Origin of the sequence: Arthrobacter sp. NPDC058097 (assembly GCF_042884885.1) — a bacterium.
Classification (GTDB): domain Bacteria; phylum Actinomycetota; class Actinomycetes; order Actinomycetales; family Micrococcaceae; genus Arthrobacter.
The window spans coordinates 278,021-294,035 of the sequence record NZ_JBHVSZ010000007.1; the positions used below are offsets into that span (position 1 = coordinate 278,021).

Sequence of the window (16,015 nt, forward strand, 5' to 3'; positions counted from 1 at the left end):
TGCGGCGCCTAGACCAGAACCAGGTCGTCAACGTGAACAACTTCACGGTCGAACCCGCGGCCCAGGGCCTCCCCCAGCTCCACGGTGGACCGTCCGAGCATCTGCGGCAGTTCGGCGGCGGAGTAGTTCACCAGGCCGCGGGCGATGACGGTGCCCTCGGGCGAGACCATCTCGACGGCGTCGCCGCTTTCGAAGCTGCCCTCGACGGATGTGATGCCGGCGGGCAGCAGCGAGGTGTGGTTGTCCCGCACGGCCCGGACGGCGCCGGCGTCAAGGAACAGCCGGCCCTGCACATGGGCCAAATGCGCGAGCCACATCATCCGGACGGACTTGCGGGCCCCGTTGACGGTAAACCAGGTTCCAACGTCATCGCCCGCCAGCGCCGCCGCGGCGTTCCCGGTGGAGGTGACGAGCGCCGGAATGCCCGAATCGGCGGCCATGAGGGCCGCCTCAACCTTGGTCTGCATGCCGCCGGTACCCACGCCGGCTTTGCCGGTCTTGCCGATGGAGACGCCGTCGAGGTCCTCCGGACCGTCCACCTGGGGAATCCGCTTGGCGCCCTGGGCGGGCGGACCGTCGTACAGGGAGTCGACGTCGGACAGCAGCACCAGCGCATCGGCGCGCACCAGGTGCGCCACGAGGGCTGACAGGCGGTCATTGTCGCCGAAACGGATCTTGTGCGTGGCGACGGTGTCGTTCTCGTTGACGACGGGAACGACACCGAGGTTCAGCAGCCGGTTGAGGGCGCGGAATGCGTTCTGGTGGTGGCTGCGCCGCATGAGGTCATCTGCGGTGAGAAGCACCTGGCTCACCGTGACACCGTGCGCGGCGAAGGCGTGCGTGTAGCGTGCCATCAGCAGGCCCTGCCCAACGCTGGCCGCGGCCTGCTGGGTGGCGAGGTCCCGGGGACGCTTGGCCAGGCCCAGCGGCGCCAGGCCAGCAGAGATGGCTCCGGAGGACACGAGGATGATCTCGGTTCCCGCATTGCACTTGGCGGCCAGCACATCCGAAAGCTCGGTGAGCGCCTCCTCCGATATTCCGCCCTTGATGCTGGTAAGGGACGACGATCCTACTTTGACCACAATCCGGCGTGCCCTGGCGAGCATGCTGCGGTCGTCGGTCCTGGGTTCCTCGATGACAATTGCGGAAGTATCGGTCACGTGTGCGGGTTCACTCCTCATGTTCGGTGTTCAGCCCGCTCTCCTTGAGGGGCTGGGCAGCCCGGCGCGCGCTGACGGACTCGGTCCAGATGCCGGCTTTGCGCTCGGCTTCCAACTCGGCCCGTGCCGCGGCCTTCGCCTCGCGGCGTTCGATCTGTTCCTCGCGCTTCTGGCTGCGGGTGGGACGGTCGCCGATGTCTGCGAAGCGGACGTCCGTGCCGCGCGGCGAGGCCAGCAGCTCGGCGCCAGCCATCATGGTCGGCTCCCAGTCGAACACCACGCCGTCGTCCTCACCGATCACCACGGTGTCGCCGGGCTTGGCGCCCTGCTTGAACAGCTCGGTTTCGACTCCGAGCTTGGCCAGGCGGTCGGCAAGGTAGCCAATGGCTTCCTCGTTGGTGAAGTCCGTCTGCTTGACCCAGCGCACGGGCTTCTCGCCCAGCACGCGGAACAGCGGCTCCAGGTTTTTCTCCTCGCGGCGGATCCGGAAACCGGACTCGTTGACGGCGCGGGGCCGCAGTACCGGTGCGTGCACCTTCGGCGGCGTGGCTTCCACGCTGTCGCGGGCGGCCTGGACGATCTCTGCCATGGCGAAGCCCAGCTGGCGCAGGCCCTCATGGCTCGTGGCTGACACTTCGAAGACGCGGTAGCCGCGGGATTCCAGCTCCGGCCGGACAAACTCTGCCATGTCCTTGCCGTCCGGCAGGTCGACCTTGTTGAGTGCCACGAGCCGGGGGCGGTGGTTGAGCGGAACAACTTCGCCGTTCGAGCCGGCATAGCTCATGTCCACCGCGTATTTTTCGAGCTCGGTTTCGATGATTGCGAGGTCGGAGAGCGGATCTCGGTCAGATTCCAGCGTACCGCAGTCCAAAACGTGTACCAAAGCTGCGCAGCGCTCGACGTGTCGCAGGAAGTTGTGGCCGAGGCCCTTGCCTTCGCTGGCGCCCTCGATGAGGCCGGGGACGTCGGCAATGGTGAAGCGGACATCGCCGGCCTGGACCACGCCAAGGTTCGGGATGAGGGTGGTGAATGGGTAGTCGGCGATCTTCGGCCGCGCGGCGGACATGGCCGCGATCAGGCTGGACTTGCCGGCGGAGGGGAAACCCACCAGGGCAATGTCGGCAATCGACTTGAGCTCCAGGACTATGTCGCTGGCGTCGCCCTCGATGCCGAGCAGCGCGAAACCAGGCGCGCGGCGCTTCTGGGAGGACAGCGCGGCGTTTCCGAGCCCGCCCTGCCCGCCGGAGGCTGCGACAAATTCGGTGCCTTCACCCACGAGGTCGGCCAGGACCTGACCGTCCTTGGTCTTGACGACGGTGCCGTCCGGAACGGGAAGCACCAGGGTTTCGCCGTTCTTGCCGCCGCGCCAGTCTCCCATGCCGGGGCCGCCGTTGGTGGCGTGCCGGTGCGGTGCGTGGTGGTAGTCGAGCAGCGTGGTGGTCTGCGAGTCGACGCGCAGGATGACGTCGCCCCCGTCGCCGCCGTTGCCGCCGTCGGGTCCGCCCAGCGGCTTGAACTTCTCGCGGTGGACGGAGACACAGCCGTGGCCACCGGTTCCGCCGGATACGTGCAGTACTACCCGGTCTACAAAGCTCGCCACGGTGAATCTCCTCTGTTGCTAAATCCGGCCGTCCTGGACGTCCAAATCGATTGTAATGCGGTTAAAAGAACAGTGGAGCGAGCCATCATGGCCCGCTCCACCGCTTCAGAACTTGTTGTTACTCTGCAGCTGCAGCAGCAACGATGTTGACGACCCGACGGCCGCGGCGCGTACCGAATTCAACGGCACCTGCCTGCAGTGCGAACAGGGTGTCGTCGCCGCCACGGCCAACGCCCGCACCGGGGTGGAAGTGCGTGCCGCGCTGGCGGACGATGATTTCGCCAGCGGAAACTACCTGGCCGCCGAAGCGCTTGACGCCGAGGTACTGGGCGTTGGAGTCACGACCGTTGCGAGTGGAGCTCGCGCCTTTTTTGTGTGCCATTTGGAATGCCTGCCTTTAATTCTGGAAAAACTGTTGGAAACCTGAACAGTAACCCGGGGGTTACTTGATGCCGGTGATCTTGACCTTGGTCAGTTCCTGACGGTGACCCTGGCGCTTCTTGTAACCGGTCTTGTTCTTGAACTTCTGGATGACGATCTTCGGACCACGGAGGTCCTGGAGGATCTCAGCCGTAACAGTTACCTTGGCCAGGTCCGCAGCTGCGGAGGTGACCTTGTCACCGTCTACCAGGAGCAGCGCGGGCAGCTCAATGGTGCTGCCAGCTCCACCGGCGACGCGGTTCAGGGTAACGAAGTCTCCAACGGAAACCTTCTCTTGGCGGCCGCCTGCGCGGACAATCGCGTACACCACTTGGGAACTCACTTCTCTCGACGTTTATTACTAAATTTGCGTGCGGAACCCCGGGTCCGGAAATTGGCCTGGTTCTCGCTGTGCCTCAACGCCGTGGATTACCCGGGGGAACCCGTGAGCTATCCCAGGAACAAGTCCGACTGGACGATCCCGGGTCATAACCCAAGTGTTGGCGTAAGCACCGAAGATCTAGAATACGCTAATTCCGTCGTCGGCCGCAAATGAGGCGGGCACCGGCGGGTTGTCCGTGATAGGCACCACAGGGGTGCTGTTCCGGACATCCTATGCCGTGCGCGACCATCATACCGGGCGCGGCGGCCGCTGCCGCTCAGCTGTGGCGGCTCGGCGCGTCGAAGAATTCCACCTCGTACCGGCAGGAGTGCCGGAAGGCGGTGATCATCGCTTCGCGCTCTGCCGCGGACGCGGTCCGGCCGGCGCCGTCGGCGATTTCGATCGCCCGCTGGGTGGCGGCAGCGAACTCCTCGTCGGCGTACGTCCGCAGCCACTCGGCGTACGGGTGCCCGGCCGGGGCGCCGGCAGCCACATATTCGGCGTGCAGGGTCTCCCCCACCTCGGCGTAGAGCCAGAAGCAGGGCAGGACCGCGGCCACCAGCACCGCGTAGCTGCCGCCGGCGGAGGCCGCCACCAGATGGTCGACGTAGGCTTTCGTGACCGGACCCAGCTCAGCGTTTACGGTGCGCGTGCTGAGCCAGTTGCGGTGCAGTTCCGATTCAACTTCCAGGCACTGCTGGGCCGAGCGCGCCCAGAACAGCTGCTCGGACTCGGTTGGCGCCAACGCACTGGCCCGGGCCAGGACACGGGAGTAGCCGTTGAGGTAAATGGCGTCCTGGGCGAGGTAGTACGCGAATTCCTTCTCCGCGAGGGTGCCGTCGGCCAACCCACGGATGAAGCCCAGGCCATAGATGGCTTCCAGGTCGCCAACAGACTCGGCACGCAACAGTTCCGCGAACCCGCCCTTGCGTTGGGGCTGGGCTGATATTCCAGTTTGGGCCAGGTGGTGGAAGTGGTTGATCGGTCCGTTGCCTGCCCCGACTTCCAGCTGCCCGGACGTGCGGAGGGCCCCGGCCAGCCAGGGCTTGACCGCCCGCAGAGACGCTTCCCAGTCACCCAGGCGCGCCTGGGCTGTGGCCATCGCCGAGGAGAGCGAACACCCGGTGCCATGGCTGTTCCGCGTGCTGATCCGTTCCCCCGCGACCTCCACCACCTCCGCCGACAGCAGCCCGGCCGTGTTCACGAGGGCATCCGGGCACGTTGAGCCGTTCAGGTGGCCGCCCTTGACAAGGACCGTGGCGCCGGTCTGGTCCGCGAGTCGCCTTCCCTGTTCAAGCGCCGCGGCCCAGTCAGCCGCGTCGGGCTCGCCGAGCAGCATGGCCAGCTCGGGAAGGTTGGGGGTGATCAGGTGCGCCAGCGGCAGCAGCTGCCGGAGGGCTGCTTCCGCAGACTCCTGCAGGAGGCGGTCACCGCTGGTGGCCACCATCACCGGATCCAGAACCACGACGCCGGGCCGCACCTCTTCGAGCCAGCTGCGGACCGCGGCAATCACCTGTGCATCCCCCAGCATGCCGATCTTCACGGCGTCCACATGGATATCGTCGCTGACGGCGTCGAGTTGGGCTGACAGGAAGGAAGCCGGCGGAACGTGCACGCCCCTCACACCCGTGGTGTTCTGGGCGGTGAGGGCGGTTATTGCAGCCATCCCGTAGCCGCCGTGGGCCGCGATGCTTTTCAGGTCGGCCTGGATGCCTGCACCGCCGGACGGATCCGAGCCTGCGATGGCAAGGACCCGGGGAATTTCCCGGGAGGTCGGAACGGCCGGCGCCGCAGTTTCCAGAAGGGAACCGGCGGCACCCGCGGGTGCGGGCAGGAGTGATGCTGATGACAATGTTGATGGCAAAGAAGACATCCCTTCGCCGGTGCTAACCGGACAGGTTCAACGGGTTTGGATCTCAGCCGGCCCTTGCGCGGCACCCCGTGTCAGTCCTCCAGCCTAGCCGGTGGATCGGCGTCGGGCACTGAATTTGACGTTTGCAACAGGCCGGCGGCCACACCGGCAGGAACCAGAAAGGTCCGGCACCGCAACTTCCTGCGGTGCCGGACCTACTTCTTGTCCTACAGTTCCGAGGCCGGTACCCCGACGCCCAGAATGATCGGTTCGCTGGCTGCCGGCGGAGCCGCCTTGGCCGCCTGCGGATTGCCCGCTTCCGGCGCCTTGGCCTCGTGCGAGTGCCCGGCCGCTGCAGCCTGCGCGACCTCGTGGTGTTCCACGGATGTCTCGTTGGCAGCTCCCTGGGCACGGCTGGCACTGCGGTTGCGGCGCGGACGGCGGCTGCGGGACGGCGCGGTGGGGCTTTCCACCGGCTGTCCTGCCGACGGCTGTGCCGCGGCGGGAATCTCCTCCGGAGCCTCCTCCTCTTCGGCGGGGGCGACCGGAGCGCCGAGGTGTGCGAAGGCTTCCTCGAGGCGGTCCAGCGTCAGGGCCGGCGCTTCCTTGACCGGCTCGTCGCTGTGGTCGACGAACGGAAGAATCACTTTTTCGCCGCCGAACGTGAGCACTGCGCCAGGCCGCCCGGAGACGCTCTCCGTTTCCGGAGCGCGGTGTACCACGGGGCTTTCCGGTGCGGCGGCCGCGGGCGCGGCAGGCCGGGCGGGCTCACCCGACGCCGCGGCACTGTGCGCTGCTTCCTCATGCAGGTGGGCGGCATGGGCCGCTGCCGCGATGTTGGCGAGGGCAGCACGGGTCGCTTCAGCCTTGGCGTGGCGTTCCGCTTCCGAGGGTTCCGGGTGGTGCAGTGCAGCAGGTGCGGCCGGAGCAGTCTCTGAGGACGGCTGTCCGCCCTTGCCGCGGCGGCGCTTCCGCTCTGACCTGGCGGGCGGCTGGACCTCGGCACGGTGCACGTGGTGCTCCGCTGCCACGGTGTTGGCGCGGCGGTGCTCCACCGGCTCGTCATGGGTGACGACGCCCCGGCCGGCACATGCCTCGCACTGCTCGCCGAAGACTTCCAGGAGGCCGGTGCCCATGCGCTTGCGCGTCATCTGCACGAGTCCCAGGGAGGTCACTTCGGCCACCTGGTGCTTGGTCCGGTCGCGGCCCAGGCATTCCACCAGGCGGCGCAGGACGAGGTCGCGGTTGGACTCCAGCACCATGTCGATGAAGTCGATGACGATGATGCCGCCGATGTCCCGCAGGCGCAGCTGGCGGACAACTTCCTCGGCTGCCTCAAGGTTGTTCTTGGTGACAGTCTCTTCGAGGTTGCCGCCGCTGCCGGTGAACTTGCCGGTGTTGACGTCAACCACCGTCATGGCCTCGGTGCGGTCAATGACCAGCGAGCCGCCGGACGGCAGGAACACCTTGCGGTCCAGTGCCTTGTGGATCTGCTCGTCGATGCGCCAGGCCGAGAAGATGTCCTCGTCCTTGGTCCACTTTTCGAGCCGGCCCACCAGGTCCGGCGCGACATAGGTGACGTACGCCTCTATGGTGTCCCACGCCTCGTCGCCGGAGACGATCAGCTTGGAGAAGTCCTCGTTGAAAACGTCACGCACAACCTTGATGGTCAGGTCCGGTTCGCCGTAAAGCAGTTCGGGCGCGAGGACCTTGGTGGACTTCGCCTGGCTCTCAATCCCCTCCCACTGGGCACGGAGGCGGTTGATGTCGTGGGTCAGTTCCTCCTCGGAGGCGCCTTCAGCGGCCGTGCGGACAATGACGCCCGCGTCCTCGGGGAGACGGTCCTTGAGGATGCGCTTCAGGCGGTTGCGTTCGACGTCGGGCAGCTTGCGGGAGATGCCGGTCATGGATCCGCCCGGGACGTACACGAGGTACCGGCCGGGCAGGGAGATCTGGCTGGTCAGCCGCGCACCCTTGTGGCCTACCGGGTCCTTGGTGACCTGGACCAGGACGGAGTCGCCGGACTTGAGCGCGTTTTCGATCCGGCGCTGCTTGCCCTCGAGGGTGGCGGCGTCCCAGTTGACCTCACCGGCGTACAGCACGGCGTTGCGGCCGCGTCCGATGTCGACGAAGGCAGCTTCCATGGACGGCAGGACGTTCTGGACCTTGCCCAGGTAGACGTTGCCGATCAGGGAGTCCTGCTGCGTCTTGGAGACGAAATGCTCAGCCAGGACGCCGTCTTCCAGGACACCGATCTGGATTCTGTCGTCGCGCTGGCGGACGATCATCTGGCGGTCCACGGATTCCCGGCGGGCCAGGAACTCGGCCTCGGTGATCACGGTGCGGCGGCGGCCGGTGTCCCGCGATTCGCGGCGGCGCTGCTTCTTGGCCTCCAGGCGGGTGGATCCCTTGACGCTGGTCACGCGGTTGCTCGCCGGTGCCTCGCTGATGGTTCGGGGAGCGCGGACGCGGGTGACCGTGTTGGGGGGATCGTCTTCTCCCCCGCCGGTCAGTTCCAGGTCCTGGTCGCCGCGGCGGCGGCGACGGCGACGGCGGGACGTCACGCCGTCGTCAGGCTGCCCAGCTTCGTCTTCGAGCGCCTCGTCGGAAACGTCCGTTTCCTCATCGCCGTCGGTGATCTCACGGTCGGTCCGGCTGCGGCCGCGGCGACCGCGGCTGCGCCGCCGGCGCCGGCCGCCCTCGTCCTCCAGTTCGTCCTCGCCTTCCTCGGCGGCCGCGTCCTCTTTGGCGGGAGCCGCAGGGCGGATGACCGTGTTCAGGTCAGGGGCCTGGAAGATGATCGACGTTACTGATGCCGGCTCAAGGAAAAGCGAACCCACGGGCGACTGCCCGGCAGGCTCTTCTTCGGCCTCTTCCTCGGCAGCGGCTTCCTGTGCAGCGGCTTCCCGTGCAGCGGCCGATTCGGCGCCTGCCTCGGATACAGGTGCCGGGGCAGCTGCAGGCGCGGGGGCAGCGGCGGGTGCCGCAGCCGCATCGGCGGGTGCCGCGGCCGCCTCGGCGGGCACTTCGGTCTCGCTGGCTGACGACAAGGCGGTGGCCGTGACGGCGGCGGGTGCCTCGGCAGATTCCGCGGACTCGGCCGGGCTTTCGGTCGGCACGGCGGCTTTCGCCTTTGTGGTCCGGCGGCGGCGCACGGGCTTGGACTCGGCGGCCGGTTCCTCCGCGGCCTGCTCTGCAACGGCCGGCTCCGTGATGGCCGCCTGCGCGCCGGCTTCCTGCACGTCGACTTCCGCTCCGGCACCTTCCGCAAAGGCAGGCAGCGGTTCTTCGGCGACCTTCTTCCGGGCGCGGGTCCGGCGGACCGGGGCCTTGGCCGGTGCTTCTGCGCCCTCAGCGGCCAGTTCAGGCGCTCCGGTTTCAGATACTGCACCTTCAGAGGTCAGGGTTTCCGCGGGGGTCTCCGGCGCCACGGACTCCGCGTCCGCTGCGTTGGCCTTGGGCGTGGCCTTGCGCCGGGTCCTGGTGGCTTTCTTGGGAGCCTCGGCGGCGGCTTCTCCGGCGGCAGCCGGTTCAACGTTCTCGGCTATAACCTGGTCATTATCCATATGTGGCAACACTCCTGCCCCTGACGTGCCGCCACATTCGGCACCCATTGGGGCACATATTGTCAAAACCCGCAGGCATTGACAGAAGTCAATTGGATACCAGCAGGCTCGCACCGGCAGTGGGGTGCGGCAGGCCTGACAGGCCGGCGGGCTTGTTACTGGAACCCGTTGTTTCTGACAACCACAACCAGGTGCCGTCCAATGGAAGGTGGGAGGCTGGATCTTCTTTCCAAAGCCTGCACCACTGCTCATTGGCGGTCTTGGGAACAAGCCACCGGACTGGAGTTCGAATGTGGTTCGCGCTCCAGCCACGTTTATTCTCTCATATTGCCGTTCAAATACGCTGTAATTGTGTGACAAAGCCGGTCAAGGGGCCGTGGGCTGCGGGTACAGGCGGCCTCAAGCTGGCGGCGATACAATCTGGGCAGGAGCACCCCAGACAAAGGACGCCATCCCATGCCACGCACTTCGCCTTCCCCGGGCACGGACTACGATCAGGATCACCAGGACGGTGCCGGGCCCGCCGCGGCGTCGGCCGGTGCCACCGTACCGGCCATGACACGCGACCGCCCCTTCGGCTGGCTGCTGGTCATCACCGGCGTTGTGGGCTGGCTGGCATCAGGCATCCTGGTGCTGGAAAAGCTTGAGGTCCTCAAGGATCCCAACCACGCCACCGTCTGCGACGTGAACCCCTGGATTTCCTGCGGGCAGGTCATGCAGACGTGGCAGAGTTCAGTCTTCGGCTTCCCGAACATGTTCATCGGAATCGTCGCCTTCGCCATCACCACTACCGTGGGAATGGCCCTGCTTGCCGGCGCCCGGTTCGCCCGCTGGTACTGGCTCGGGCTGCAGGCCGGCATCACCCTCGGCTTCATCTTCGTGGTGTGGCTGTGGTCCCAGGCGCTGTACTCCATCCACATCCTGTGCCCGTTCTGCATGATTGTCTGGGCAGCGATGATTCCGCTCTTCGTCTGGGTCACCGTCCGAAACGTGGTCCACGGCGTGATTCCTGCGCCGGCAGGCCTGGCCCGCGTCCTGGGCGACTCCGGTTGGATCATTTCGGCCCTGCTCTACGTGGCCGTCATTGCGACCATCTTCTTCGCCTTCATCCAGGTGTTCGCCGGCACCTCAGGTTTCTGACAGCGCAGGTTTCTGACAGCGCAGGTTTCAAACAGCGCGAACGTACAGTTGTGGCCCCTGACTCCGCGGAGTGAGGGGCCACAACTGTACGTTCGCGCTCAGCCTGCGGGAGGTTTAGGCCTGGAACCAGATCTTGATTTCGCGCTCGGCGGAGTCCACCGAGTCGGAGCCGTGGACGAGGTTCTGCTGGACCTTCAGGCCCCAGTCACGGCCGAAGTCGCCGCGGATGGTTCCCGGGGCCGCCGTCGTGGGATCGGTGGTGCCGGCCAGCGAGCGGAAGCCCTCGATGACGCGGTGGCCTTCGAAGATGGCGGCGACCACGGGGCCGCTGAGCATGAACTCGACGAGCGGCTCGTAGAACGGCTTGCCCACGTGCTCCTCGTAGTGCTGCTCGAGCAGTTCCCGGCTGGCGTTGGTCTTCTTGAGTTCGGCCAGGGTGTAGCCCTTGGCTTCGATCCGCTTGAGGATTTCGCCGGTCAGGTTCCGGGTGACGCCGTCCGGCTTGATCAGGACAAGGGTGCGCTCAATGCTCACAGTCGCTCCAATGAGGTTGGTTGTGGGTTTCGACGCTAAGTCTACGGGGTCTGGCCAGTGCCCTCAGTGCCGGAGCCATCAGTGCCAGCGCCTTGATTGCCGGCGGCCTGCGGGTGCGCGGCATCCCATTCGGCCTGCTCACGCTCACGCTGGGACGACTCGCGGTCGATGCGGATTCCCGCCCGGATGCCGTACCACCAGGCGAGGGCGAACAGCGCGCCCACGAGGAACATCATGGGTTCGGCAAAGCCAGTCAGGATGAGCACCACCTGCAGGATCCAGCCCAGCGCCACACCCCACGGCCTGGACAGCACGGCGCAGGCCAGGATCAGCACCGCGCTCAGGCCGATGCCCACGGAGAGAATCAATGCCGGTGAGATCTCGGCGCGGCGCAGGCCGAACACCGCCAGTGTGGCGAAGAAGACCACGAAGGCCTCCAGCAGCAGGACCGTCGAGGCGAACATGACCTTGGTGGACCGCCGCTTCTTGGGCATGCCCGGGCGCCATTCGCGCTGGGCCTTGGTGAGCCGCGCCATCAGGTTGCCGCCTTTCCAAGCAGGATGCGGGCGTCCGCCACCAGCGTGATGGAGCCGGTCACCAGCACGCCGCCGGCAAGGTCGTCGTTCGCTTCGGCACGTTCAACGGCCCACTCCAGCGCGTCGTCCAGCTTCTCGGCGATGTGCACGTTTTCCTCGCCAAAGCCGAGGTCGACGGCGAGCTCCGCCAGTTCCGCTGCCGGCACCGCCCGCGGGGAATTGGACTGCGTGAAGCAGAATTCCTCCGCGAGGTCGCCCAGTGACTCCTTGAGCTGGCGCAGGATCTCCTCGGCGTCCTTTTCCTTGAGCACACCCACGACGGTCACCAGTTTGCTGAAGCTGAAGGCCTCCTGGATGGCCTCGGCGGAGGCCCGGATGCCGTCCGGGTTGTGGGCGGCGTCCACGATGATGGTGGGGGCTGTCCGCACCACTTCCAGGCGTCCCGGGGACGAGACGGTAGCGAACGCCTCCTGCAGGACCTCCAGGGACAGTTCCTTCTCGCCGCCGCCGAGGAATGCCTCCAGCGCGGCCACGGCCACGGCCGCGTTCTCGGCCTGGTGGGCGCCGTGCAGCGGAACCATGAGGTCCGGGTAGCGGCCGGCGAGGCCCTGAACGCTCACCACCTGGCCGCCGACGGCGACCTGCCGGGATTCGACGCCGAATTCCACCCCTTCGAAGCGGAACGGCACCTGCACCTCCTTGGCCTTCTCCAGCAGGACCTGGGCGGCGTCCAGGGGCTGGGCCGCGCTGACGAGGAAGCCGCCGGGCTTGATGATGCCGGCCTTCTCATGGGCGATGTCCTCGGTGGTGTCGCCCAGCAGGTCGGTGTGGTCGAGGGAGATGGGGGTCACCACGGACACCTGGCCGTCGCCCACGTTGGTGGCGTCGGTGATGCCGCCGAGCCCGACCTCCATGATGGCGACATTGACCGGCTGGTCGGCGAACACGGCGAAGGCCAGGATGGTCAGGCACTCGAAGTACGTCAGCCGGGGCTGGCCCTCGGCGATGAGTTCGTCGTCGACGATCTGCAGGTACGGCCGGATCTCATCCCAGATGCGCACGAACGTCTCGTCGGACACGGGCGCGCCGTCCAGGCTGATCCGCTCCGTCACCTTGGACAGGTGCGGGCTGGTGTAGCGGCCGGTGCTGAGACCGTGGGCGCGCAGGCCGGCCTCGATCATCCGGGCCGTGGACGTCTTGCCGTTGGTGCCGGTGATGTGGATGATCGGGTAGGCCTTGTTCGGTTCCCCCAGCACGTCCATGGCGCGGAACAGCGGCGCGAGCCGGGGCTCCATCTTGTTTTCCGGCGCCCGGCCCAGCAACTCGGCGTAAACGCTCTCCACGGAGAATTCGTCGGTCATGTCTCAGGCCCCCACTTTTTCGACAGTGATGCGCGGTTCCGCGGCGTCGGCCGGTACGGCCTCCAGCTCGAGCGTCAGCGTTTCGGTCTTCACCAGCTCGGCGTTCGCCAGCAGGGCATCGATGACGTTCTGCGCGGCGTTCACGGTGGTGCGGATCCGGTCGCTCACGTTCAGCGCGGCGTCCTTGCGGGCCTGCTGGATGGCACGGACCATGTCCCGGGCCAGGCCTTCGGCCTCAAGCTCGGGCGTGACTTCGGTGTTCAGCACCACGAAACCGCCGGTCGGCAATACTGCGGCAGCAGACGACGCAGCTGCCGAACCGCCCTCCGACTCTGCCACCACCGTCTCCAGTGTGTATTCCTGCGGCTCCAGCTCAAGGCCGCCCGCGGTGACCACGCCGGCATCGGAAACAGACCAGTCGCCGGACTTGGAGCCCTTGATGGCGAGCTGCACGTTCTTGCCGAGGCGCGGACCGGCGGCACGGGCGTTGACCACCAGCTTCTGCTCGATGCCGAACTCCTCCGGGGAGGCGCTGCCGGCATCCAGCAGGCGGACCGAGCGCAGGTTCAGTTCGTCAGCAACGACGGCGGCAAAGCCTTCCAGCGCATCTGCACCGGGCGCCACCACAGTGAGCTCCTGCAGTGGCAGCCGGACACGCAGGTTGGCGGCCTTCCGCAGCGAGGAGCCGGTGGAGCAGATCTGCTGCACCCGGTCCATCGCTTCGACCAGGGGTTCGTTGGAGGGGAACAGCGCAGGGTCCGGCCAGTCGGCGAGGTGCACGGAGCGGCCGCCGGTGAGGCCGCGCCAGATCTCCTCGGAAACCAGCGGCAGCAGCGGGGCGGCCACGCGGCACACGGCTTCCAAGGCGGTGTACAGGGCGTCGAAGGCGTCGGCGTTCTCGTCGAAGAAGCGCTGGCGGCTGCGGCGGACGTACCAGTTGGTAAGCATGTCCAGATAGCTGCGGAGTTCGTCGCAGGCCCCGGAGATGTCGTAGGTGTCCAGCTGGGCGGTCATGTTCCGGACGAGGTCGCCGGTGTTGGCCAGCAGGTACTGGTCCAGCGTGTCGGTGTAACCGTCGTACCGCAGCTGCGCGTCGTAGCCCGCACCGCCGTTGGCGGCATTCGTGTACAGCGTGAAGAAGCTGTATACGTTCCACAGTGGCAGGATGACCTGACGGACGCCGTCGCGGATGCCCTGTTCGGTGACCACGAGGTTGCCGCCGCGCAGGATGGGGCTGGACATGAGGAACCAGCGCATGGCGTCGGAGCCGTCGCGGTCCAGGACCTCGGAGACGTCCGGGTAGTTTCGCAGGCTCTTGGACATCTTCTGGCCGTCCGAGCCCAGCACGATGCCGTGGCTGATGACGTTCCGGAAGGCCGGGCGGTCAAACAGCGCGGTGGACAGTATGTGCAGCATGTAGAACCAGCCGCGGGTCTGTCCGATGTACTCCACGATGAAGTCGGCCGGGTTGTGGGTGTCGAACCAGGCCTCGTTCTCGAACGGGTAGTGCACCTGGCCGTAGGGCATGGAGCCGGAGTCGAACCAGACGTCCAGCACGTCCTCCACCCGGCGCATGACCGACTGGCCCTCTTCGGGGGTGCGCGGGTCGTCCGGGTTGGGCCGGGTCAGCTCGTCGATGAACGGCCGGTGCAGGTCCACCTGGCCATCCTTGTTCAGCGGCAGCCGGCCGAAGTCGGCCTCGATCTCCGCGAGGGACCCGTACACGTCGGTGCGCGGGTACTCGGGATCGCTGGACTGCCACACCGGGATGGGGCTGCCCCAGTAGCGGTTGCGGCTGATGGACCAGTCGCGGGCGTTGGCGAGCCATTTGCCGAACTGGCCGTCCTTGACGTTGCCGGGGATCCAGTTGATCTCCTGGTTCAGCTCGGACATCCGGTCGCGGAACTTGGTGACCTCCACGTACCAGGAGGAGACGGCGCGGTAGATCAGGGGATTCCGGCAGCGCCAGCAGTGCGGGTAGCTGTGCTCGTAGCTGGCCTGGCGGACCAGGCGGCCCTGGGCACGGAGCACCTGGGTGATGGGCTTGTTGGCGTCGAAGACCTGGAGCCCGACGATGTCGTGCAGGTCGCCGTGGGCGAACAGGTGGAGGAACTTGGCGCCCTCGTCCACGGAGAGGACCACGGGGATGCCGGCTTCTTCACACACCTTCTGGTCGTCCTCACCGTAGGCCGGTGCCTGGTGGACGATGCCGGTGCCGTCGGTGGTGGTCACGTAATCCGCCACGAGGAACTGCCACGCGTTCTGGGTGCCGTACTTTTCCGTGTCGGCGAAGTCGTGCCAGAGTGGCTCGTAGCGGAGTCCTTCGAGTTCGGCGCCGGTGTGGGTGGAGACCACGGCGGCGGCCGCGGCAGCCGCGCCAGCGGCACCGTCACCGTACCCCAGGTCTTTTGCGTAGGTGGCCAGCAGGTCCTCGGCGAGCAGGAAGCTTCCGGTGACCGGCGCCTCCGCCGACGCGGCCTTGACGCCGTTCGGTCCGGCGGGCAGCACGGCATAGCTGATGGCAGGCCCGACGGCGAGCGCCAGGTTGGTGGGCAGCGTCCAGGGCGTGGTGGTCCAGGCAAGCGCCTGCACGCCGGCCAGCTGCTTGGAGAGTTCCGACTCCCCTGCCTTGACGGGGAAGGTCACCGTGACGGTCTGGTCCTGGCGGTTCTTGTAGACGTCGTCGTCCATGCGCAGCTCATGGTTGGACAGCGGCGTCTCGTCCTTCCAGCAGTATGGCAGCACGCGGTAGCCGTTGTAGGTCAGGCCCTTCTCGTGCAGCTGCTTGAAGGCCCAGAGCACGGACTCCATGTACTCGACGTTGAGGGTCTTGTAGTCGTTGTCGAAGTCCACCCAGCGGGCCTGGCGGGTGACGTACGCCTGCCATTCGTTGGCGTACTTCATCACGGAGGCGCGGCAGGCATCGTTGAACTTGTCGATGCCCATGGCCTCGATCTGCGTCTTGTCCGTCATGCCCAGCTGCTTCATGGCTTCCAGCTCGGCGGGCAGGCCGTGGGTGTCCCAGCCGAACCGGCGTTCCACGCGCTTGCCGCGCTGGGTCTGGTAGCGGCCCACCAGGTCCTTGGCGTAGCCGGTCAGCAGGTGGCCGTAGTGCGGCAGGCCGTTGGCGAAGGGCGGGCCGTCGTAGAAGACGAATTCGTTGCTGCCCGGGGCGCCGCCGGGGAGGTCGGCGCTGCGCTGGTCGATGCTGGCCTGGAAGGTGCCGTCCTGGTCCCAGTACTTGAGGATCCGCTCCTCGATCTCCGGGAACTTCACGGAGGCGGACACTCCTGCGGAGGAGCCCTGGCCGGACGGGGCTGCTGAGGCCTTGGGGTAATACGTCATCTCGAACATCCTGGGTTGAGCTGGTGAACAAGTGGATCATTCAGGATGCGAGGACGGCGCGTGTGCAATCATCCAACAGCGTTGGATAAAGCACCCCGGCACCGCGGTACCACCTCACT

The 16,015-nt window shown here is 66.8% G+C and carries 11 protein-coding genes and 1 riboswitch; of the genes, 1 reads left to right on the forward strand and 10 read right to left on the reverse strand.

What is annotated here, in order from left to right; genetic code table 11:
• Positions 1-8 precede the first annotated feature (8 nt).
• From proB to ACFVTE_RS14395, 6 genes are all read right to left on the reverse strand, one after another.
• Positions 9-1,106: a glutamate 5-kinase gene (gene proB, locus ACFVTE_RS14370; RefSeq protein ID WP_387101463.1), complete on the reverse strand. Its 1,098-nt coding sequence runs from the start codon at positions 1,104-1,106 to the stop codon at positions 9-11.
• Between the two features lie 64 nt (positions 1,107-1,170).
• Entirely contained in the window at positions 1,171-2,760 is a 1,590-nt protein-coding gene (gene obgE, locus ACFVTE_RS14375; protein WP_387101410.1) for a GTPase ObgE, read from the reverse strand.
• 118 nt (positions 2,761-2,878) lie between these two features.
• Positions 2,879-3,142, reverse strand: a complete 264-nt coding sequence (rpmA, locus tag ACFVTE_RS14380) for a 50S ribosomal protein L27 (protein WP_003803426.1) — start codon at positions 3,140-3,142, stop codon at positions 2,879-2,881.
• A 60-nt stretch (positions 3,143-3,202) separates the two neighbouring features.
• On the reverse strand, positions 3,203-3,511 hold the full coding sequence (gene rplU / locus ACFVTE_RS14385) for a 50S ribosomal protein L21 (RefSeq protein WP_003803420.1): 309 nt from the start codon (positions 3,509-3,511) through the stop codon (positions 3,203-3,205).
• A 328-nt stretch (positions 3,512-3,839) separates the two neighbouring features.
• Positions 3,840-5,435, reverse strand: coding sequence for a bifunctional hydroxymethylpyrimidine kinase/phosphomethylpyrimidine kinase (locus ACFVTE_RS14390; RefSeq protein ID WP_387101413.1), 1,596 nt, complete (start codon positions 5,433-5,435; stop codon positions 3,840-3,842).
• A riboswitch (TPP riboswitch) is annotated at positions 5,418-5,514 on the reverse strand. It overlaps the preceding gene by 18 nt.
• A 127-nt stretch (positions 5,515-5,641) precedes the next feature.
• Entirely contained in the window at positions 5,642-8,980 is a 3,339-nt protein-coding gene (locus tag ACFVTE_RS14395; RefSeq protein WP_387101415.1) for an Rne/Rng family ribonuclease, read from the reverse strand.
• Positions 8,981-9,436: 456 nt separating this feature from the next.
• On the opposite strand from ACFVTE_RS14395, the gene ACFVTE_RS14400 reads away from it, so the two are divergent.
• Positions 9,437-10,120, forward strand: coding sequence for a vitamin K epoxide reductase family protein (locus ACFVTE_RS14400; RefSeq protein WP_387101417.1), 684 nt, complete (start codon positions 9,437-9,439; stop codon positions 10,118-10,120).
• Positions 10,121-10,234: 114 nt separating this feature from the next.
• Here ACFVTE_RS14400 and ndk read toward each other — a convergent pair whose 3' ends face one another.
• Genes ndk through ileS form a run of 4 tightly spaced genes read right to left on the reverse strand, consistent with a single transcriptional unit; the run spans position 10,235 to position 15,896 of the window.
• Positions 10,235-10,654 (reverse strand): nucleoside-diphosphate kinase, encoded by a 420-nt coding sequence (ndk, locus tag ACFVTE_RS14405; RefSeq protein ID WP_003803412.1) that lies wholly within the window; start codon positions 10,652-10,654, stop codon positions 10,235-10,237.
• A gap of 41 nt (positions 10,655-10,695) precedes the next feature.
• Positions 10,696-11,190, reverse strand: a complete 495-nt coding sequence (locus ACFVTE_RS14410; RefSeq protein WP_387101419.1) for a DUF4233 domain-containing protein — start codon at positions 11,188-11,190, stop codon at positions 10,696-10,698.
• On the reverse strand, positions 11,190-12,551 hold the full coding sequence (locus tag ACFVTE_RS14415) for a bifunctional folylpolyglutamate synthase/dihydrofolate synthase (protein ID WP_387101421.1): 1,362 nt from the start codon (positions 12,549-12,551) through the stop codon (positions 11,190-11,192). Before ACFVTE_RS14415 ends, ACFVTE_RS14410 begins: the two co-directional genes overlap by 1 nt.
• A gap of 3 nt (positions 12,552-12,554) precedes the next feature.
• Positions 12,555-15,896, reverse strand: a complete 3,342-nt coding sequence (ileS, locus tag ACFVTE_RS14420; RefSeq protein WP_387101423.1) for an isoleucine--tRNA ligase — start codon at positions 15,894-15,896, stop codon at positions 12,555-12,557.
• Between the last annotated feature and the right edge of the window lie 119 nt (positions 15,897-16,015).